This is a genomic window from Burkholderia sp. Ap-955 (assembly GCF_011753045.1).
Taxonomy (GTDB): domain Bacteria; phylum Pseudomonadota; class Gammaproteobacteria; order Burkholderiales; family Burkholderiaceae; genus Burkholderia; species Burkholderia lata_D.
In genome coordinates this window covers 1-20,486 of sequence record NZ_VWWH01000050.1, presented here as the reverse complement: position 1 = coordinate 20,486, position 20,486 = coordinate 1, and the positions used below count along the sequence as shown (strand labels likewise).

Here is a 20,486-nt window from a genome sequence, read left to right as displayed (position 1 = left end):
GATCACGACTTCGCCTCCGCGGCGCCGGAGGCCGGCTTCGCGGCCGGTGCCGTGACGATCACCGGGTCGCCGTTCGCGAGCGCGTCGCTCGGGTTCGTGACGAGGCGGTCATTCGGCGTGAGCGGGCCGTCGACTTCGAGCGTCTGCCCGATCGTGCGCACGACCGTCACCTGCTTCAGGCGCACCTGGCCATTCGCATCGATGGTGGCGACCGTCGGGCCTTCGGCACGGAACAGCAACGTATTGGCCGGCACCTGCAGGCGGCCGACCGGCGTCATCGGCAGCGTCGCCTGCACGTACGCGCCGGGCAGCAGCCGGCCGTCCGGGTTCGGCAGCGTGATTTCGATCTGCAGCGAGCGCGTCGCGACGTCGATCGCCTCGGACGTGCGCGTGACCGTCCCGTCGAAGGTCCGGCCCGGCAGCTCGGCCTGCGCGACGCTCACGTGCTGGCCGACCTTCACCTGCTGCGCATACGCTTGCGGCACCTGCACGTAGAGGCGCAGCCGGTCGGCCTGCACGACGGTGAACAGCGAGCGGCCCGCATTGCCGGAACTGACGAGATCGCCGACGTCGACGTTGCGCTGCGTGACGATCCCGTCGATCGGCGCGACGATCCGCTGGAAGCCTTTCAGCTCGGTGAGGCGGCGCATGTTCGCATCGGCCGCGGCGAGGTTCGCGGTGCCCTGGTTGAACGCGCCTTGCCGGTCGTCGAGTTCCTGCTGCGAGACGGCATCGCGCTGGCGCAGCTGCTGCGCGCGGTCGAACGACGTCTTCGCGAGCGCGAGTGCGGCTTGCGCCTGCTGGCGCTGCGCGGTGGCCTGCGCGAGTTCCTGGTTCAGCTCGGGCGTGTCGAGTTCGGCGAGCGTCTGGCCCTGCTTCACGTGCGCGCCGATGTCGGCCTGCCAGCGCAGCACGTAGCCGCTCGCGCGGGCGTAGATCGGCGCCTCGACGAAGCCGCGCAGCGTGCCGGGCAGCGTCAGCTTGCCGCCGGTGGCCGCATCGACCGGATGCGCGATGGTCACGTACTGGCGCGTGTTCTGCTGGGCGACCGCGTCGAGCCGGTTGTGGTTCAGCACGTTGACGACGACCGTGCGCGCGGCGCCGGCGGCCAGCAGCACGCCGATCACGATCAGGACGATTTTCCCGCGTCGCGACACCGACGACCGTGTCGGCAGGTGCATGCCGTGTTCGTCCACCTGGATGCCGACGGCGCTGTGATGTTTCTCTTCCATGAATTCAACCAAATCAACCGGGTAGTGGGACGAAAGTCAGTGGCCGGCCTGGCGCGCACGCCGGCGGGCCAGCCGCGCATGCACGCCGCCGAACACGAGCGGCACGAACAGCAAGGTCGACACGGTCGCGAACAGCAGCCCGCCAATCACCGCGCGGCCGAGCGGCGCATTCTGCTCGGCGCCTTCGCCGAGACCGAGCGCCATCGGCACCATCCCGATGATCATCGCGAGCGCCGTCATCAGCACCGGCCGGATCCGTGTCGCGCCGGCTTCCAGCGCAGCCGTGAGCGGCGGCGCGCCGGCCTCGAGGCGCTGGCGCGCGAACGACACGACCAGGATGCTGTTCGCGGTCGCGACGCCCACCGTCATGATCGCGCCCGTCAGCGCGGGCACGCTCAGGTGCGTGCCGGTGATGAACAGCATCCAGACGATGCCGGCGAGCGCGGCCGGCATCGCGCTGATGATGATCAGCGGGTCGAGCCACGACTGGAAATTGACGACGATCAGCAGGTAGACCAGCACGATCGCCATCGCGACGCCCGCGCCGAGGCCGATATACGACGTGCGCATCGTCTCGATCTGGCCGCGCATCGTCAGCTCGGTGCCGCGCGGCAGCGTCGCGCGCGCATTCGACACGATGCGGTCGATCTCGCCGGCCACCGCGCCGAGGTCGCGGCCTTCGACGCTCACGTACACGTCGATCGCCGGGCGGATGTTGTAGTGCGTGATCACGGCGGGGTTCGCGGTGCTGCGCACCTGCACGAGGTTGCCGAGCAGTTGCAGCGGCATGCCCGTGCGGCCGCTCGCCGAGATCGGTGTGCCGAGCAGGTCGTCGACTGACGAGATGTTGTATTGCGGGGTCTGGATCTGCAGCGGGTACTGGACGCCGGTGCGCGGGTTGATCCAGAACGACGGCGTCGTCTGCGAGCTCCCCGACAGCGAGATCAGCATGTTCTGCGCGACGTTCTGCGCGGAGAGGTTGAGCTGCTGCATGCGCGTACGGTCCATGTCGGCCAGCAGGGTCGGTTCGTCGTTACGCTGCAGCACGTGCACGTCGACGGCGCCGGGGATTTGCCTGATCTTTTTCATCAGGCCGCTCGCAATAGTCATGTTACTCGCGAGATCGTTGCCGAGCACCTGCAGGTCGATCGCGGCCGGTTGGCCGAAGTTGAGGATCTGCGTGATGATGTCCGACGGCTGGAAGAAGAACTCGACGCCCGGGAAGCGCTCGGGCAGCACTTTGCGCAGCGTCTGCACGTAGTGCTGGGTCGCGCGGTGGCCGGGCTTCAGCGCGATCAGCAGCTCGCCGTCGAGCGTGCCGATCGTGCCCGCGTTGCTGTACGACAGGTTGATGCCGCTCACCGGCAGGCCGAGGTTGTCGACGATCGCGCCGAGTTCGTCGGGCGGCACGGTTTCGCGGATCACGCGCTCGACCTGGTCGGCGAGGCGCGCGGTTTCCTCGATCCGGTAGCCGGTCGGCGCGCGCATGTGCAGCCGGATGTTGCCGGAATCCGCATTCGGGAAGAAGTCGCGGCCGAGCACGAACACGAGGCCCGTCGACAGCACGCAGAAACCGAGGAAGCACGTCGCGTAGAAGCGGCGACGCACCAGCAGGATGCTGAGCAGCACGATGTACCACGCCCGCAGCCGCTCGAACGCAGCGTTGAACGCGTGATGGATGCGCGCGAAGCGCGACGTCGATTGGTCGGGGCCGGTGCCCGCCTGCTGCGCGCGGAACAGCAGCATCGCGAGCGTCGGCACCAGCGTGCGCGACAGCACGTACGACGCGAGCATCGCGAACACGACGGCTTCCGCGAGCGGCACGAACAGGAAGCGCGCGACGCCCGTCAGGAAGAACATCGGCACGAACACGATACAGATGCACAGCGTCGACACGAACGCGGGCACCGCGATCTCGCCCGCGCCTTCGAGGATCGCGTCGTGCAGGTTGGTGCCGAGATGCAGGTGCCGCTCGATGTTCTCGATCGTGACGGTCGCATCGTCCACCAGGATCCCGACCGCGAGCGCGAGCCCGCCGAGCGTCATGATGTTGATGGTCTCGCCGAGCGCGGACAGCGCGATCAGCGACGTGAAGATCGACAGCGGGATCGAGATCGCGATGATCAGCGTGCTGCGCCAGTTGCCGAGGAACAGCAGGATCATCATCGCGGTCAGCACGGCGGCGATCAGCGCCTCGTGGATCACGCCCTGGACGGCCGCGTTGACGAACACCGACTGGTCGAACAGCGGCGTGATCGTGAGCCCTTCGGGCAGCGTCGGGATCACCCTCGGCAGCAGCGTCTTCAGGTCCGACACGACCTTGAGCGTCGACGCATCGCCGCTTTTCAGGATCGAGATGAGCACGCCGCGCTGGCCGTTCTGACGCACGACGTTGGTCTGCGGCGCGAAGCCGTCGCGTACCGACGCCACCTCGCGCAGGTAGGTGGTCGCGCCGTTGATCGTCTGGACCGGCAGGCTGCTGATGTCGGCGACCGTATCGGCCGACGCGTTCGTGTCGATCCGGTATTCGGTCTGGCCCATCTTCGCGGTGCCGGTCGGCAGCACGAGGTTCTGCGCGTTGACCGCGTTGACGATGTCGGCGGGCGTGAGCCCCTTCGACTGCAGCGCCTGCGGATCGAGGTCGATCGCGACCACGCGCGTGCGCCCGCCGTACGGGAACGGGATCTGCACGCCCGGCACCGTGATCAGCTGCGGGCGCAGGAAGTTGAGCGCGATGTCGGCGAGCGACTGTTCGCTGAGCGTCTTGCTCGACAGCCCGAGCTGGATCACCGGGATGCTCGACGCCGAATAGGTGATCACGAGCGGCGGCGTCGCGCCCTGCGGCATCTGTCGCACGATCGCCTGCGCGGACGAGACCGTCTGCGCGATCGCCGTCTGCACGTTCGCGCCCGGCTGCAGGAACACCTTCACGACCGCGATGCCGGGCAACGACGTCGATTCGACGTGCTGGATGTTGTTGACGGTCGTCGTCAGGATCCGCTCATGCACGGACGTGATGCGGTTCGTCATCTCGGTCGCGGAGAAGCCGCTGTAATTCCAGATGACGCTGATCACGGGAATGTTGATCGCGGGCAGCACGTCGACCGGCGTGCGCATCAACGCAAGCGGGGTGGCCAGCACGATCATGATGGCCATCACGATGAACGTGTAGGGGCGCTTGAGCGCGAGATTGACGATCCACATGGAGGCAGCGGGACGGGCGGTGATCAGGCGTGGGTAAATGGAACCCGAATGATAGGCGTCGGCGTGGAACGGGTTACTGTCGCGAAACTGGCGGAATTGTCAGGTCGGGGCGGGGCGGCCGATTGCCGATTCGGCAGAGGAAACGCAGCGCGGCGCGACGGCCGGAAAACGGTCGCGATACCGGATGGGTGTGCTGCTTCGATGGCGATTCCGTTCATCGGCCCGCGCTCAGATCTGCTCCATCCCGACGCGCGCGAGCGCACCGAGATCGACGACGTCGATCTGGTTGTACGCGAGCCGCAGCGCGCCGAGCTTCTCGAGCTGCTGCAGCGCCTGGTTGATGCGCTGCCGCGATACGCCGACCAGCATTCCCAGTTCCTCCTGCGAGATCGACAGCGACGGGCCGGTGTCCGGGTACAGGTCGGGGTTGAAGAGCTGCGCGAGCGCCTGCGCGACGCGCGCATCGACGTCGAGCAGCCGGGTGTTCTGGATCGACGCGATGAACTCGCCCATCCGGTTGTTCAGTTGATGGATCACGAAGCGCGTGAACGGCAGGCTCGTGTCGAGCAGCGCGTGGAACGTGTCGACCGGCACGAACAGCACGGTCGAGCGCTGGATCGCGACGACCTCGTACTTGCGCAGCTCGCGCTTGATCACGCTGCCTTCGCCGAACCAGCCGCCCGACGGCACGCCGGAGAACGTGCAGCCGCGCCCCGACGCGTTGAAGATCGCGAGCTTCAGCAGCCCGCGGTGCACGCCGATCCAGTATTCGGATGGCGCGAGCCGATGGGCGATCACATCGCCGGCCTCGCACTGCTCGACGCGCGACTGCGCGAGCACGAGCGCCTGGTGCTCGGGCGCGAGCGTGCGGAACCAGGCGCACTGGCCGAACAGCGTGGCCAGCGCCGGCAGCGGGCCCGGTTCGGGCAGCGCGTCGGCCGGGTGGGCGGGCGCGTCGGGCGGGGCAACGAGAGGGGCGTGCATGGGTGCGGGTTTGCGAGGATAGGGATAACGCGCAACGCGTGAAAGGCACTCTGTCGTTTCGATGACAGACGGCTCACAATAGCGCCCGTTAGGCTGTCGGCAATTGAACCACATCAAAACGATCCGGGGTGGATGCGCCCCGGTCGACAGGACACGGGAGACAGGATCATGACGCAGATGTTCGAGGCCGGACTCGGCCGCCGCGACGCGAATTACGTGCCGCTCACCCCGATCGACTTCCTGGTCAGGACGGCCGAAGTCTACGGCGAGCGCCTCGCGATCGTGCACGGCGACGTGCGGCGCACCTGGGGCGAGACCTACACGCGCGCGAAGCAACTGGCGAGCGCGCTCGCGCGGCTCGGCGTCGAACGTGGCGACACGGTCGCGGCGATGCTGCCGAACATTCCGGCGATGGTCGAGGCGCACTTCGGCGTGCCGATGGCCGGCGCGGTGCTGAACACGATCAACACGCGGCTCGACGTGTCGTCGGTGCTGTTCATGCTGCGTCATGGCGAGGCGAAGGTGCTGATCGTCGACACCGAATACGCGGAGTTCGCGCATCGCGCCGCGCTCGAGGTGCCGGGCCTGAAGATCGTCAGCGTGGCCGACGCGATGCCGGCCGACCCCGCGCGTTTCGCGGGCGCGACCGACTACGAGGCGCTCGTCGCGAGCGGCGACGCCGACTACGCATGGACGCCGCCGGCCGACGAATGGGATGCGATCGCGCTGAACTACACGTCCGGCACGACCGGCGACCCGAAGGGCGTCGTCTACCACCATCGCGGCGCGTATCTCGCGGCCGTCAGCAACCTCCTCGAATGGGACATGCCGAAGCACGCCGTCTACCTGTGGACGCTGCCGATGTTCCACTGCAACGGCTGGTGCTTCCCGTGGGCCGTCGCGGCGCGCGCGGGCGTGAACGTCTGCCTGCGCAAGTTCGACGCGAAGACGGTGTTCGACCTGATCCGCCGCGAACGCATCACGCACTATTGCGGCGCGCCGATCGTGCAGAGCGCGATCGCGAACGCACCGGCCGAATTCCGTGAAGGCATCGATCACACGGTGCACGCGATGGTCGCGGGCGCGGCGCCCGCGCCGGCCGTGATCGCGAAGATGAAGGAGATCGGCTTCGACCTGCTGCACGTATACGGACTGACCGAGGTCTATGGCCCGGCGACCGTCTGCGCGAAGCAGTCGCACTGGGAGAAACTGAGCGACGAGGAGCGTGCGCGGCTCAATGCGCGCCAGGGCGTGCGCTATCACCTGGAGGCGGGCGCGACGGTGCTCGATCCCGACACGATGGCGCCGGTGCCGGCCGACGGCGAGACGCTCGGCGAGATCATGTTCCGCGGCAACATCTGCATGAAGGGCTACCTGAAGAACCCGAAGGCGACCGACGAGGCGTTCCACGGCGGCTGGTTCCATACCGGCGATCTCGCGGTGCTGATGCCGGACGGCTATATCCGGATCAAGGATCGCAAGAAGGACATCATCATCTCGGGCGGCGAGAACATCTCGAGCATCGAGGTCGAGGATGCGCTGTACCGGCACCCTGCGGTGGCGGTGGCGGCCGTCGTCGCGATGCCCGACCCGAAGTGGGGCGAGGTGCCGTGCGCGTTCGTCGAGCTGCGCGAAGGCGCGAGCGCGACCGAGGAGGAAATCGTCGCGCATTGCAAGGCGCTGCTCGCGGGCTTCAAGGTGCCGAAGGCCGTGCGGTTCGGCGAACTGCCGAAAACATCGACCGGCAAGATCCAGAAGTTCCAGCTGCGCAATGCGGTGGGATCGGACAAGGCGATCGATCTGGCAGGCGACGACAAGAACAAGAAGTAGGCGATGGGCCGGCCGTCGCCGGCCAGCCGTTCTCCGTCACGCGTTCCGTTCGAGCCGGAACACGCTGACCGCGTCCGACAGGTGCGCGGCCTGGTCGCGCAGCGCGATGGCCGCGCGTTCGGCATCCGAGATCAGCAACGCGTTCTGGTGCGTCGCGTCGCCGATCTGCGTGACGGCCAGGTTCACCTGCTCGATACCGGTCGACTGTTCGCGCGACGCGGCGCTGATCTCGCCGATCAGCGTGCTGACCTGGTCGACGCGCGCGACGATGTCGCGCATCGTGCCGCGTGCGGCCTCCGCGATCCGGTAACCCTGTTCGACGGTCGTCGACGATTCGGCGCTCAGCGCGTCGATCTCCTTGACCGCGGCCGCGCTGCGCTGCGCGAGCGCGCGCACTTCGGCCGCGACCACCGCGAAACCCTTGCCGTGTTCGCCCGCGCGCGCGGCCTCGACGGCCGCGTTCAGCGCCAGGATGTTGGTCTGGAACGCGATGCCTTCGATCGTGCCCGTGATTTCGGCGATCCGGCGCGTCGCGCGGCCGATGTCATCCATCGTCGCGACCACGCGCTGCACCGCGGCGTCGCCGTTCGTCGCGGCGGCCGACGCGTCCGCGACCAGTGCATTGGCTTGCGCCGCGTGCTCGGCGCTCTGCTGCACGGCGGCGGTGATCTGTTCCATGCTGGCGGCCGTCTGTTCGACGCTGCTCGCCTGCGTCGCGATCCGCGCGGCGATGTCGCTGCTGCCGGCTGCAATGTCGACCGTGCCGCGCGCGATGTCGGCGGAGCTGTTGCGCACCTGCGCGACGATCCGCGCGAGGCCGTCGCCGATCCCGTCGACCGCCTGCACGAGCCGGCCGATCTCGTCGTCGCCCGCATGGCCGCGCGTGGCCGCGCCATCACGGATGCGCACGCTGAGATCGCCCGCCGCATAGCGTTCGGAGGCCCGTGCCGCCGCATCGAGGGGCCGGCTCACGACGCGGCGCACCACGATGACGAACAGCGTCGCGAACGCCGCGACGAGCACGGCGCCGATCATCAGGAAGCGGTTGCGGGTGGCGCGCATGGTGGCGAGCAGTTCGTCGTCGAGCGCGATGCCGCCGACGAGCCATTGCCACTGCGGAATCGTCGTGAACGACACGAATTTCGCGGTCGGCCCGCCATCGTGCGCGGCCGGGTCGGTCGACGTATACGCGAGCCGCCCCTCGCCGGCCGCGAGCATCTGTGCATACGGCGCACGCGTGCCGTCGGCAGGCCGGCCGTCGGCATCCGGATGCACGACGAAGGTGCCGCGCGACGGGCCCTGCGACGCATCGAGCACGAAGTAGTAGCCGTTGTCGCCGATCTTCAGCGAGCGGATGCCGTCCTCGACGAGCTTGAGTTCGTTGCCGATGTCGAGGCCGACGAACAGCGCGCCGATCACGCGGCCGGTCGCATCGGTCACGGGCTTGTATTGCGTGATGTACGACCGGCCGAACAGCTTCGCGAGGCCCGTGTAGCTGCGCCCGGCGACGAGCGGCGCGTAGGCGGGGCCGGCACGGTCGAGTTTCGTCCCGACGGCCCGCGCGCCGTCCTGCTTCTTCAGCGACGTCGTGATGCGCACGAAATCGTCGCCGTCGCGCGCGAAGATCGTCGCGATCGCGCCGCTTTTCTTCAGGAACTGGTCGGGAATCGAATAGTCGAGGTCGAGCGGCTGGCCGCCCGCGAGCAGGGTCGGCGCGGCGACGCCGCCGATGTCGACGGTGCGCGCCGGGTCGAGCGAGAAATCAGGCGGCAGGAAGCTCGCGAACAGCGACATCGAGCGGTTGGCTTCGGCGGTCAGCGCCTTGTCGAACAGGTCGACCATCGCGCGGATCGACTGTTCCTTGTCGACGATCCGCATGTGGGCTTCTTCAGCCAGCTGCTGGCCGGCGAAATGCGCGAGCGTCCACGCGAAAACGGTAAACAGCAGGGCGACGAGCGCGCACGCCAGCGCCGCAAGACGCGCGCCGACGCTCACCCGGCCCAAGTGGGTCAATCTCATGAAACATCCTGAGTGGGGAGGGAGAGGAGGCGGAACGCACGCGTCACCGCTCGTTGACCGGTTAATACGGCAACTTCGGCGAAATCTTTAGCGGTGTGTCGTCGAAGGCGGCGCCAGCCGGTGCGGCCGTCAGGCGGGTGTGCGACGAGAAGCGGGTGTCAGTGCGTCACGAGCCACGCGATCACGAGATATCGCGCGACCTTCGCAACGGTGACGATCGCGAGGAACGACGGCAGCGGCTCGCGCAGCACGCCGGCGATCATCGTCAGCGGATCGCCGATCACGGGCGCCCAGCTCAGCAGCAGCGACCAGCGGCCGTAGCGCGCATACCAGCGCTCGGCGCGCGCGAGTGCGGCGGGCTTGACGGGAAACCAGCGGCGTTCGCGGAAGTGCTCGATGCCGCGCCCGAGCGCCCAGTTGATCACCGAGCCGGCCACGTTGCCGATGCTCGCGACGAGCACCAGTGCCCACACGGGTTCGCGCCCGGCGATCAGCAGGCCGGCGAGCACGGCTTCGGACTGGAGCGGGAACAGGGTCGCGGCGACCATCGACACGGCGAACAGGCCGCCGTAAGTGAGCAATTCGGACATCGCGCGATTGTACCGGTCACGCGCCGGCCGCCCGGTCGCTGTCAGTTCCAGCCGACCATGATCGCGCCCATCCCGACGAGCAGGCCGCCCGTGACGCGGTTCATCGCGCGCATCCGCGCGGGCCGCTGCAGCGCGCGGCTCAGCCGGTGCGAGAACAGCGCCATCGACGCGACGCCGCCCGCGAACAGCACCGCGAACGTCGCCGCGAGCAGCAGGTACTGCTGGTTCAGGCTCCAGTCGGCGCTGGGGTTGATGAACTGCGGAAAGAACGACGGGAAGAACAGCAGCGTCTTTGGATTGATGCCCGAGGTCGCCAGGCCGCGCCAGAACAGCGCGCGGTGCGAGTCGGTGTCCGGCATGGCCGTTCCGGCGGAACCGGCCGAGGCGGTGGGTGCGCCGGCCGGCGTACGGCTGAGCCATTGCTTGCAGCCGAGCCAGACGAGGTAGGCCGCGCCGGCCCAGCGCAGCACGGTCAGCGCGCGCTCGTCGAGATGCACGAGCGAATTCAGGCACAGCGCGGTCAGTGCGAGTTGCAGCAGCACGGCGAGCGTGCCGCCCCAGACGCACGGCAGCGCGCGGCGCCAGCCGGCGCGGAGCGCCTGGTTCATGGTGAGGAGGTTGACGGGGCCGGGGGCGTAGACGAGAACGGCGGAAGCCGCGAGAAACGAGAGGTAAAGCCTGAACGACATGACGGGTAGGGCAGGAACAGGAACATGGGCGCCGAAGCCGCGCGGCCGGATAGGCGCGCGGGCGGCGGGGAATCGCATGCCTGCGGCCGGCACCGCAACTCGTGATTGCGGCTGTGCGTCCCGGTGCGAAGGGGTTGTCGCGGGGAACGTGCCGGGCAGCAGGCATGGGTAAAAATATATCAAGGGGCCGGATTAAAAGGCTTCCGCTTTTCCACACAAACCGACACAAATCCGGAATGGCGTTCAGATAGAATCCCAGTTTTTAGTAGAAGATTCTTTTCGCCATGGCCACCCGTGAACGCTCGCCGAAAACGCTCGACAGCCAGGACCGCAAGATCCTCGGTGCACTGCAGAAAAATGCGCGTCTGTCGAACGCCGAACTGGCCGAACAGATCGGCATGTCGACCACCGCGTGCTGGAACCGCACGCGGCAGCTGGAGGTGGACGGCTACATCGACGGTTACGTCGCGCTCGTCAATCAGCGGAAGCTGGGCTATGCGGACATCGTGATCCTCGAAGTCACGCTCGATCGCCACGAGGACGACGCGCTCGCGCGCTTCGGCGAGGAACTCGCCGCGCTGCCCGAGGTGCTCGAGGCCTATCTCGTGTCGGGCGAGTACGACTACTGGATCAAGGTCGCGGTGGATGGCACGGCAGGCTACGAGCGTTTCCTGCGCGAAAAGCTGTACAAGATTTCGAGCATCCGCCACAGCCGCTCGATGTTCGCGCTGCGCTGCATGAAGGACGTGCCGTCGATTCAGGTGTGAGCGTTCCGGGCGCCGTGCAGGCTGCACGGTGCGCGTGTTGTCCGCTGGCCGCGACCGGCGTCCTTGGCCGTCGTCGACGCGCAATGCTCACTGGCCGGCCTTCGCACCGAATTGCGATTGAAGGCAAAACGAAAGCACATGCACGCCTTTGGCAAGGCTGCCGTCACCGGTGGTTCATTCACGGTCACTATCCTGCTGCTCGATACGAACTATTACTCCCCGTTACGACGGGGCGGTGAAAACGTTTTCGTTCGAAACAGGAGCATCCGTGTACAAGACTTTCGTTCTGGCCGGAGTGGTTGCCGCGACATTGACCGCCTGCAACAGCGATTCCGTGAACACGACCGCGACGTTGGGAGACACGACGTCGACGCTGCTGTCGACCGGACAGCGCATCACGCCGTCGGCTGCGCCTGGCACGACGCTCGTCGCGCTGAATCCGGGGCTGCAGGACGTGCCGGACCTGATCGCCGGCCAGCCGGTGTCGGAGGCGCTCAGTCCCGACCGCAAGACGCTGCTCGTGCTGACGAGCGGCTACAACAACCGGCTGGATGCGGGCGGCAAGCTGATCAATGCCGACTCGAACGAGTATGTGTTCGTGTTCGACGTGTCGGGCGGCACGCCGGTAAAGAAGCAGGCGCTGCCGGTGCCCGATACCTATGTCGGCATCGCATTCGCGCCGGACGGCCAGCATTTCTACGTGACCGGCGGCGGCGACGACAACCTGCACGTGTTCGCGCTGTCGCAAGGCGTATGGGGCGAAGCCGGCGCACCGATCGCGCTGAGTCACAAGGGCGGCAACGGTCTCGGCAGCTCGCCGCTTGCGACCGGTGTCGACGTGACGGCGGACGGCAAGCGCGCGGTCGTCGCGAACCGCTATCACGACAGCGTCACGCTGGTCGATCTCGCCGCGGGCGCCGTGCTCGCCGAACGCGATCTCCGTCCGGGCAAGAGCGGCGGTGCGTCGGGCACGCCGGGCGGCGAATATCCGAACGCGGTTCGCATCGTCGGCAACAAGACGGCCTACGTGTCGAGCGAACGCGATCGGGAGATCGTCGTCGTCGATATCTCGACCAATGCGCCGCAGATCGTCACGCGTATCCCGGTCAAGGGCAACCCGAACAAGATGGTGCTGAACCGGGCGCAGAGTCGCCTCTACGTCGCGTCGGACAACGCCGACATCGTGTCGGTGATCGATACGACATCGAACAAGGTCGTGTCGAGCGTGTCGACGGTTGCGCCCGCGGGGCTCGTCACCGAAATGCAGTATCGCGGCGCGTCGCCGAACGGGCTCGCGCTGTCGCCCGACGAAACCACGCTGTACGTGACCAATCGCGGCACCAACGACGTCGCGGTCGTATCGCTGTCCGGCGATACCGCGAAAGTGACCGGACTGATTCCGACCGGATGGTATCCGTCCGATGTCGCAGTGGGCGCGAACAATGCGCTCTACATGGTCTACACGAAGAACATGCCGGGGCCGAATCCGGGCAACTGCAAGGACAGCGGCCGGACCGTGCCGTGCCCGGTCAAGAACTCGCCCGTGCATCTGGTGGAGAACCAGTACATCGAGCAGTTGAGCAAGGGCGGTTTCATGTGGATGCCCGCGCCGGACAGCGCGACGCTCGATCTACTGACGAAGCAGGTCGCCGACAACAACAGCTTCAATGCCGCGCTCTCCAGCGCCGACGTCGCGACGATGAACGCGCTGCGGCAGAAGATCAAGCACGTGATCTATATCGTCAAGGAGAACCGCACGTATGACCAGATCCTCGGCGATCTGGGCCGCGGGAACGGCGATCCGTCGCTGGCCGAGTTCCCGGACGCGACGACGCCGAGCATGCATGCGCTCGCGAAGACGTTCGTCACGCTCGACAACTTTCACGATTCCGGCGACGTGAGCGGCAACGGCTGGCCGTGGTCGACCGGCGCACGCGAATCCGACGCCGGCGCGAAGATGTTGCCCGTCAACTACGCCAGCAGCCCGGCACGCAGCGGCTCGCGCGGCGGCTCTTACGACTGGGAAGGCCAGAATCGAAACGTCGACGTGGGCCTGACCGGCGCGCAACGCACGACGGCGAACCCGCTCACGCCGGCCGATCCTGACCTGCTGCCCGGCACGGCAGACGTGTCGGCGCCGGACGGCCCGTCCGACGCCGTACAGCAGGGCTACATCTGGAACGCCGCGTTGCGCGCGGGCCTGACGGTGCGCAACTACGGCTTCTTCATGGATATCTCGCGCAACGGCGGCCCGAACGCGATTCCGATGGATCGCGCGCCGTTCGCCGACAACAAGGTGCAGGGGTACAGCGTGACGCCCGCGCTCGTCGATCGCACGGATCCGTATTTCCGCGGTTATGACAACGCGTATCCGGACCTGTATCGCGAGCTGGAGTGGGAGCGCGAATTCAACCAGTTCGTCGGCAACGGCCAGCTGCCCGCGCTGACGCTGTTGCGCCTGCCGCATGACCATACCGGCAGCTTCGGGTCGTCGCTGGACGGCGTCAACACGCCGGAGCTCGACATGGCCGACAACGACTATGCGGTCGGCCGCGTCGCGCAGGCGCTGGCGAACAGCCCGTATGCGGCGGATACGCTGATCTTCATCGTCGAGGACGATGCGCAGGACGGACCGGACCACGTCGACGCACATCGCAGCACGGCGTTCGTGATCGGGCCGTACGTGAAGCAGAACGCGGTCGTCAGCACGCATTACACGACGGTCAACATGATCCGCACGATCACGGAGGTGCTGAACCTGGATCACCTCGGGCTGTTCGATGCGACGCAAGGGCCGATGACCGACGTGTTCGACATGAGTCAGTCGAAGTGGACGTACAAGGCGGTCGCGTCGGGCCTGCTCGCGAACACGCAGCTGCCGATCCCGGCCGGCGACATCAAGACGGCGGCGCTGAAGCCGACGCACGGGATGCGCTACTGGGCGGCGGTCACGCGCGGGATGGACTTCTCGGTCGAGGACCGGCTGGATGCGGTCGCATACAACAAGGTGCTGTGGAAGGGGCTGATGGGTGCGAAGCCGTACCCGATGCGGCCGGGCGACACGCAGCAGGCGACGCGGCGGCACGACGACGATGACGACGCGCGGCCGGCGACCTCGAGGCATGCGGTGAAGGGTTGACGGCCACCCGTCGCAGGAACCTGGCCGGGAGACCGGCGCAGGCCGCGGCGGGCAGCATGTCCGCTCACGAAAGTCGGCCCGCTTGACGGGCCGTCTTTCGTTTCAAACCTGTCCTGCTGGGGTCGCGCCGCTTAGTGCGGCAGGCGTGCGTGTGCTTCGGCGATGATTTCGCAGTTCTCGAGGTGGAGTGCCCAGGCTTCTGCAATCAGCTCGCCCATACGTGCGAGCCAGCCAGCGGATTCGGTGGAACGGTCGGAGATGTTAGACGTTTGCATGACGAAGCCCCGTATAGGTGGCGAGTTAGGGATAACCCTAATCATAGCGAAGCAGCTCCGCTTTGTGAAATGCGATTTCGTTATATGAGAATTACTGACAATTTGTGTTGCTGCTTCGCAACATGAATATCGGATGCTGCGCGCGGCCCACAGGCGTGACGAGGCCGCGCCTGCACGGCCTCGCATAAGAACAAGAGAGGGGGATTCGAGCGGTGAGGTGGACGAGGGGCGTGGCGGGCGGCGGCTTACCCGCCGATCCACCCGAACCGCCACGACAGCCGGCGCGTCGCGGCGAGCAATGCCTGCGCGAGGTCGCTGTCCGGCCCGCGCGGGAAGCCGCGCGACGAGCCGATGATCGCGATCACGAGCCGGATGCTGCCGGTGTGATCGAACACGGGCGCGGCGACCGTTCCGATGCCCGGCACCGGCGCGTCGAACGCGAAATCGAATTCATCCGCGCGGATCGTCGCGAGCCGCGCGCGGAAGGCGTCGTCGGCCGGCGCGGCGGCGCGGCCCGCGAGGCGCACGGGCTCGTTGGCGAGCAGGTCGGCCAACACGTCGTCGGACATGCCGGCCGCGAAGATCCGGCCGATCGCCGTATTGACGAGCGACATCACCGTGCCGACCTGCAGGCTCACGTGCTGCGGTCGCGCTGACTCTTCGAGGCGGATCACGGTCGGGCCGAGCGGCCCCAGCGTCGCGGCTGCCACGCTCATGTCGGTCGCGCCGGCCAGCGCGACGATCTCCGCTTCCGCGTCGCGCGTCGGCGACACGCGCTGCATCGCGATCAGGCCGAGCGCCTGCCCGAGCGGGCCGCCGCCGAAGCAGCCGGCGTCGTCGCGGCTCAGCAGGCCGATCTTCTGCAGGCTGACGAGATGCGGAAAGGCCTTCGCGGCCGGCATGCCGGCGGCCGCCGCGAGATCGCGCAGTGGCAGTGCGCGGCCCGCCGATACCAGCGCGAGCAGCAGTTCGCCGGTGCTGTCGAGCGCGTTGATCCCGCGCTGCGCCTTCATATCGTCGGCCAGCGCGGGCGGCACGCGCGGGGTGGCAGGCGCCAGGCTGGCGGTGGGCGGAGGCGCATCGTGCGCCGCGCCGAGCGACGCGGTGGCCAGCCGTGCCGCGTCGCGCAATGCCGCCGCGATCGGGCCGTCCCAGTCGACATCGATCGATCCCGTCGAACCGATCACCGTCAACGCGAGCTGCAGCTTGCCCTCCGCGTCGAATACCGGCACGCACATCGCGCTGACGCCGGGGCTCGGCAGGTCGACGCCGCGCTCGATACCGCGTGCGCGGATCGCTTCGAGTTCCGCCTGCGGCACGCCGGCGTCCGGCACGGGTTGTTCGGCGCCCGCGAGCGTGGCGCCCGCGCCGGCCTGGCTGGCCGCCATCGCGTCGAGTTGGGCGGGATCGCCGAACGCGCGGAACACGCGGCCGGTGGCGGTCGTGTCGAGCGACATCACCGAGCCCACGTGCAGGTTCACGTGCAGCGGATAGCCGCCGTGCTCGATGCGCACGATCGTCGGCCCGAGCACACCCGGCACCGACAGCGCGACGCTCAGGCCGACCGCTTCCGCGAGCCGCGCCGCGTGCGGCAGCGCCGCGCGATAGGCCGGCTGGCGCTCGATCGACATCAGCCCGAGCCGCAGCGACAACGGGCCCGGCTCGTAGTTACCGGTGAGCGCGTCGCGCTTCACGAGCGCGAGCCGCGTCAGGCTGACGAGATAGGTGTGCGCCTGCGCGGTCGACAGCTCGGCCGCCGCGGCCAGCTCGGACAGGCCGAGCGGCTTGCGCCGGCGCGCGAGCGCGTCGAGCAGCCGGCCGCCGACCTCGACACTTTGGATCCCGCGCTGCGCCTTGGGCGGCGCGTCGTCTGCGCTGACTTCGTGGTTCTGCACGCGATGATTCTTCCGTTGACGAAACCCCGCATGGTATCCGACGCCATTTATCGCGCCAGCCCGCAGGTTTACCCGTATTAGACAATAGCAAGCGACTTTGTCATTGACAAATATTCAGCGCGGGAAGATGATCCGCTCACACCCCCTCAACACATGGCTCGCAGCCACGGAACGCAACATGGCCAAAGCATTCGCCTCCCAAGCCGATCTGGAAGAGAAGAAAGTCACCTGGACGAAGCTGTCCGAGAACGCATACGCGTACACCGCCGAAGGCGACCCGAACTCGGGCGTGATCATCGGTGACGACAGCGTGCTGATCGTCGACACGACCGCGACGCCGGCAATGGCGCAGGACCTGATCGCGAAGATCCGCAGCGTGACCGACAAGCCGATCAAGCACGTGGTGCTGTCGCATTACCACGCGGTGCGCGTGCTCGGCGCATCCGCGTATTTCGACGAAGGCGCGCAGCACGTGATCGCGAGCCGCGGCACGTACGAGATGATCGTCGAGCGCGGCGAGGCCGACATGAAGTCGGAGATCGAACGCTTCCCGCGCCTGTTCGCCGGGGTCGAGACGGTGCCTGGCCTGACCTGGCCGACGCTCGTGTTCGAGCGCGAGATCACGCTGTTCCTCGGCAAGCTCGAAGTGAAGATCATGCACGTCGGTTCGGGCCACACGAAGGGCGACACGATCGTCTGGATTCCGTCGCAGAAGGTGCTGTTCTCGGGCGACCTCGTCGAATACGACGCCGCGTGCTACTGCGGCGATGCACAGCTCGAACAATGGCCGGCCACGCTCGAGGCGCTGCGCGCGCTCGGCGCCGAGAAGCTCGTGCCGGGCCGCGGCCCCGCGCTGCTGAACCCGGCCGACGTGAACAAGGGCCTCGACTACACGAAGGATTTCGTCACGACGCTGCTCGCCCAGGGCCGCAAGGCCGTCGAGCAGAAGCTCGACCTGAAGGCGTCGATGGCGCTCACGCGTGAGGCAATGGATCCGAAGTTCGGCCACGTGTTTATCTACGAGCACTGCTTGCCGTTCGACGTGTCGCGTGCGTTCGACGAAGCGAGCGGCATCACGCATCCGCGCATCTGGACCGCGCAGCGCGACAAGGAAATGTGGGCCGCGCTGCAGGACTGAGCGGCTTGCACAGGCGGGGTGTCCGACAGGGCGCTCCGCCTTTTTTCTGAAGCGGCGACTGACCACGGCTTCCTGCCGGCTTTCCGTCCGCCGTATCCGATCTCACAAGAAAGCAGGGCGCACGTACGCCCTGGGAGACGGCTGCGCGCTCGAATCGCGCAGCCTGTTTGGAGAGAGACATGCCTCGATCGTTTCCCGCCGAAGCGACGCTCGCGCACGCGAGCGCTTCGGCTTCCGCCGCCACGGACGATGCGCTGCTGTTCCGCAAGATCGCCTGGCGAATCGTGCCGTTCCTGTTCCTCTGCTACGTCATCTCGTTTCTCGACCGGATCAACATCGGCTTCGCGCAGTTGCAGATGAAGCACGATCTCGGCTTCAGCGACGCGATGTACGGCCTCGGCGCCGCGGTGTTCTACGTCGGCTACGTGTTCTGCGAAGTGCCGAGCAACCTGCTGCTCGCGCGTTTCGGCGCGCGCCGCACCTTCACGCGGATCATGCTGCTGTGGGGCATCGCGTCGACCGGGATGATGTTCGTGTCGCAGCCGTCGCATTTCTACGTGCTGCGCTTCCTGCTCGGCGTGTTCGAAGCGGGCTTCTTTCCCGGCATCGTGCTGTACCTGACCTACTGGTTCCCCGCGAACCGGCGCGCGGCCGCGATCTCGGTGTTCTTCGCGGGCGTCGCGGTGGCCGGCGTGCTCGGCGGCCTGATGTCGGGCTGGATCATGCGCGACATGAGCGGCGTGCTCGGGCTGCACGGCTGGCAGTGGATGTTCGCGATCGAAGGCGCGCCGGCGATCCTGCTCGCGTTCGCCGCGTTCACGTTGCTGGTCGACCGGCCGCAGGACGCCACCTGGCTCACGCCGGATGAAAAGGCGCGGGTCGCTGCGCTGTGCGCCGACGGCCGCGGGCACGGCCACGCGCACGACGGGCGCAGCCTCGTGGCCGCGCTTGCGAACCCGCGCGTGTACCTGTTCGCGTTCATCTATTTCTCGCTGACCTGCGCGTCGCTGACGCTCAACTTCTGGATGCCGCTGATGATCCGCGACTTCGGCGTGACCGACGTCGTGGCCGTGAGCCTGTACACGGTCGTGCCGAACGCGGTCGGCGCGGTGGGGCTGATCCTGATCGCGCGCCGGTCGGACCGCACCGGCGAGCGCCGCAAGCACTTCGCGTGCTGCACGATCGGCGGCGGGCTCGCGCTCGCGGCGCTGACGCTGCATCTGCACAGCTTCGCGGCGATGCTCGCGTGCCTGTCGGTCGCGGCGACGCTGATCTTCGCCGCGCTGCCGATCTTCTGGGCCGTGCCGACCCGCTACCTGTCGGGCAACGCCGCCGCGGCCGGGATCGCGCTGATCAGCAGCATCGGGATCACGAGCGGGATCGTCAGCCCGTGGGTGATCGGGACGATCCGCACGCGCACCGGCAGCATGGATCTCGCCGTGTATCTGCTGGCCGCGCTGCTGGTGGCGAGCGGCGTCGCGCTGATGCTCGGCGTGAAAGGCGAAGCCGCGCCGCGCGACTGAACGTCGACTTCGGCCGGTCGCCGTCGGCGGGCGGCGGCGACCGGTGGTGCGTTTCGTGTTCGTCCCGTATTCGCATCCATCGAGGAGACGATCGATGTCAATCCCCCTGCAAGCGGACGCCGCGCACACGGCTGCGTCCGGTTCCCCAGCCTCCGGCAACGACGCGCTGTACCGCCGCATCGGCATGCGGATCGTGCCGTTCCTGTTCATCAGTCGCTCCATGAAACCCCGCCATTTCCCCCAAGGGGACTTCCTTCGGGGCGGATGGCGGGAAGGAAAGGTGTGCTGTTGACAGGCAGCTTCTTCCACGGGTTAGTCTCACCGGTATGATTCTTGTCTACCGCTACCGGGTGAAGTCGCTCAACGGACTGCTCAACAAGCAGAGCCGTGCGGTGAACTACGTCTGGAACTTCTGCAACGACACGCAGAAGCACGCGCTCAAGTGGAGCAAGAAGTGGCCGACAGGATTCGACCTGAACGTGCTGACGACCGGCAGCAGCAAGGAACTCGGTATTCACTCCGGCACGGTCAACGCGACGTGCGAGCAATACGCGAAGTCGCGCAGTCAGCACCGTCGGCCCTACCTGCGCTATCGCGGCAGGAAATCGCTGGGCTGGGTGCCGCTGAAGGGGCGTGACCTGAAGCGCGAGGGCGACGCGTTTCGTTTCGCCGGCAACACCTTCCGCGTGTTTAACAGCCGGCTTCTTCCCGAAGGCAAGATCAAGGACGGAACCAACTTTGCGCAGGATGCACGCGGCAACTGGTTTCTCAACATCGTGATCGAGATGCCGGATGTGCAGGCCCGCCCGGTCCGTTCCGGTGTTGGCATTGATCTCGGCCTGAAAGACTTCGCCACACTTTCGACGGGCGAGAAATTGCCCAATGACCGGTTCGGCCGGCAAGCGGCAGAAAAGCTGGCAAAAGCGCAGCGAGCACGCAAGCACAAGCGGCATATCGCGAAGCTGCACGCCAAGGTCGCGAATGCCCGCGCCGACTTCCAGCACAAGCTCGCGCTCGATCTGGTGCGGCGATTCGATTACATCGCGGTCGGCAACGTGTCGCCCGCGAAACTCTCCAGAACCAGGATGGCGAAGAGCGTCTACGACGCGTCCTGGTCGTCCTTCCGAAACAAGCTCCGCTACAAAGCGATCGCGCACGGGGCCACGTTCGAGGAAGTCGACGAAAGCGGTTCGACCCAGTC

Annotated in this window: 15 protein-coding genes; 7 read left to right on the top strand and 8 right to left on the bottom strand. The window is 67.3% G+C overall.

The genetic code is table 11. From position 1 onward, the window contains the following. Nucleotides 1-2 precede the first annotated feature (2 nt). From F3J15_RS23565 to F3J15_RS23555, 3 genes are all read right to left on the bottom strand, one after another. Nucleotides 3-1,232 carry an efflux RND transporter periplasmic adaptor subunit gene (locus F3J15_RS23565; protein WP_166894366.1) on the bottom strand — a complete coding sequence of 410 codons (1,230 nt, stop codon included), beginning with the start codon at nt 1,230-1,232 and terminating at the stop codon, nt 3-5. Nucleotides 1,233-1,268: 36 nt separating this feature from the next. Beyond that, nucleotides 1,269-4,436, bottom strand: coding sequence for an efflux RND transporter permease subunit (locus F3J15_RS23560; protein ID WP_166894364.1), 3,168 nt, complete (start codon nt 4,434-4,436; stop codon nt 1,269-1,271). Between the two features lie 228 nt (nt 4,437-4,664). Next, the gene (locus F3J15_RS23555; protein ID WP_166894362.1) at nt 4,665-5,420 is read right to left on the bottom strand and encodes a Crp/Fnr family transcriptional regulator; all 756 of its coding nucleotides are present in this window, start codon (nt 5,418-5,420) and stop codon (nt 4,665-4,667) included. A 168-nt stretch (nt 5,421-5,588) separates the two neighbouring features. Between F3J15_RS23555 and F3J15_RS23550 the strand changes: the two genes are divergently transcribed. Then, on the top strand, nt 5,589-7,250 hold the full coding sequence (locus F3J15_RS23550) for an acyl-CoA synthetase (protein WP_166894360.1): 1,662 nt from the start codon (nt 5,589-5,591) through the stop codon (nt 7,248-7,250). A 36-nt stretch (nt 7,251-7,286) separates the two neighbouring features. On the opposite strand, the gene F3J15_RS23545 is transcribed toward F3J15_RS23550, so the two are convergent. The 3 genes from F3J15_RS23545 to F3J15_RS23535 form a co-directional block, all read right to left on the bottom strand. Next, nucleotides 7,287-9,269, bottom strand: a complete 1,983-nt coding sequence (locus F3J15_RS23545) for a methyl-accepting chemotaxis protein (protein ID WP_166894358.1) — start codon at nt 9,267-9,269, stop codon at nt 7,287-7,289. A 158-nt stretch (nt 9,270-9,427) separates the two neighbouring features. Then, nucleotides 9,428-9,859: a YqaA family protein gene (locus tag F3J15_RS23540; RefSeq protein WP_046547713.1), complete on the bottom strand. Its 432-nt coding sequence runs from the start codon at nt 9,857-9,859 to the stop codon at nt 9,428-9,430. A 41-nt stretch (nt 9,860-9,900) separates the two neighbouring features. Then, a complete protein-coding gene (locus F3J15_RS23535) occupies nt 9,901-10,548 on the bottom strand; it encodes a LysE family translocator (protein WP_166894356.1) in 648 nt (215 codons plus the stop codon). A gap of 284 nt (nt 10,549-10,832) precedes the next feature. Between F3J15_RS23535 and F3J15_RS23530 the strand changes: the two genes are divergently transcribed. Beyond that, nucleotides 10,833-11,315 (top strand): Lrp/AsnC family transcriptional regulator, encoded by a 483-nt coding sequence (locus F3J15_RS23530; protein ID WP_021159229.1) that lies wholly within the window; start codon nt 10,833-10,835, stop codon nt 11,313-11,315. Nucleotides 11,316-11,583: 268 nt separating this feature from the next. Then, on the top strand, nt 11,584-14,454 hold the full coding sequence (locus tag F3J15_RS23525; protein WP_166894354.1) for an alkaline phosphatase family protein: 2,871 nt from the start codon (nt 11,584-11,586) through the stop codon (nt 14,452-14,454). 131 nt (nt 14,455-14,585) lie between these two features. Here F3J15_RS23525 and F3J15_RS23520 read toward each other — a convergent pair whose 3' ends face one another. Together F3J15_RS23520 and F3J15_RS23515 are read right to left on the bottom strand one after the other, a co-directional pair. Further along, the gene (locus F3J15_RS23520) at nt 14,586-14,729 is read right to left on the bottom strand and encodes a hypothetical protein (RefSeq protein ID WP_231937907.1); all 144 of its coding nucleotides are present in this window, start codon (nt 14,727-14,729) and stop codon (nt 14,586-14,588) included. Between the two features lie 245 nt (nt 14,730-14,974). After that, the gene (locus F3J15_RS23515; RefSeq protein ID WP_166894352.1) at nt 14,975-16,624 is read right to left on the bottom strand and encodes an IclR family transcriptional regulator C-terminal domain-containing protein; all 1,650 of its coding nucleotides are present in this window, start codon (nt 16,622-16,624) and stop codon (nt 14,975-14,977) included. A gap of 178 nt (nt 16,625-16,802) precedes the next feature. Here F3J15_RS23515 and F3J15_RS23510 point away from each other — a divergent pair, with 178 nt between their 5' ends. The 4 genes from F3J15_RS23510 to F3J15_RS23495 form a co-directional block, all read left to right on the top strand. Next, complete coding sequence (locus tag F3J15_RS23510) at nt 16,803-17,762, top strand: MBL fold metallo-hydrolase (protein WP_089427583.1); 960 nt, start codon at nt 16,803-16,805, stop codon at nt 17,760-17,762. Nucleotides 17,763-17,941: 179 nt separating this feature from the next. Next, entirely contained in the window at nt 17,942-19,285 is a 1,344-nt protein-coding gene (locus tag F3J15_RS23505; RefSeq protein ID WP_166894350.1) for an MFS transporter, read from the top strand. A gap of 94 nt (nt 19,286-19,379) precedes the next feature. Further along, nucleotides 19,380-19,577 carry a hypothetical protein gene (locus F3J15_RS23500; RefSeq protein ID WP_166894346.1) on the top strand — a complete coding sequence of 66 codons (198 nt, stop codon included), beginning with the start codon at nt 19,380-19,382 and terminating at the stop codon, nt 19,575-19,577. A gap of 34 nt (nt 19,578-19,611) precedes the next feature. Further along, the coding region (locus tag F3J15_RS23495; protein ID WP_166894348.1) for an RNA-guided endonuclease TnpB family protein at nt 19,612-20,486 on the top strand (875 nt) is incomplete at its 3' end.

Coding starts and splice junctions, on each gene's coding strand:
- F3J15_RS23565 (WP_166894366.1), bottom strand. CDS start 1,232: ATGGAAGAGAAACATCACAGCGCCGTCGGCATCCAGGTGGACGAACAC.
- F3J15_RS23560 (WP_166894364.1), bottom strand. CDS start 4,436: ATGTGGATCGTCAATCTCGCGCTCAAGCGCCCCTACACGTTCATCGTG.
- F3J15_RS23555 (WP_166894362.1), bottom strand. CDS start 5,420: ATGCACGCCCCTCTCGTTGCCCCGCCCGACGCGCCCGCCCACCCGGCC.
- F3J15_RS23550 (WP_166894360.1), top strand. CDS start 5,589: ATGACGCAGATGTTCGAGGCCGGACTCGGCCGCCGCGACGCGAATTAC.
- F3J15_RS23545 (WP_166894358.1), bottom strand. CDS start 9,269: ATGAGATTGACCCACTTGGGCCGGGTGAGCGTCGGCGCGCGTCTTGCG.
- F3J15_RS23540 (WP_046547713.1), bottom strand. CDS start 9,859: ATGTCCGAATTGCTCACTTACGGCGGCCTGTTCGCCGTGTCGATGGTC.
- F3J15_RS23535 (WP_166894356.1), bottom strand. CDS start 10,548: ATGTCGTTCAGGCTTTACCTCTCGTTTCTCGCGGCTTCCGCCGTTCTC.
- F3J15_RS23530 (WP_021159229.1), top strand. CDS start 10,833: ATGGCCACCCGTGAACGCTCGCCGAAAACGCTCGACAGCCAGGACCGC.
- F3J15_RS23520 (WP_231937907.1), bottom strand. CDS start 14,729: ATGCAAACGTCTAACATCTCCGACCGTTCCACCGAATCCGCTGGCTGG.
- F3J15_RS23510 (WP_089427583.1), top strand. CDS start 16,803: ATGGCCAAAGCATTCGCCTCCCAAGCCGATCTGGAAGAGAAGAAAGTC.
- F3J15_RS23505 (WP_166894350.1), top strand. CDS start 17,942: ATGCCTCGATCGTTTCCCGCCGAAGCGACGCTCGCGCACGCGAGCGCT.
- F3J15_RS23500 (WP_166894346.1), top strand. CDS start 19,380: ATGTCAATCCCCCTGCAAGCGGACGCCGCGCACACGGCTGCGTCCGGT.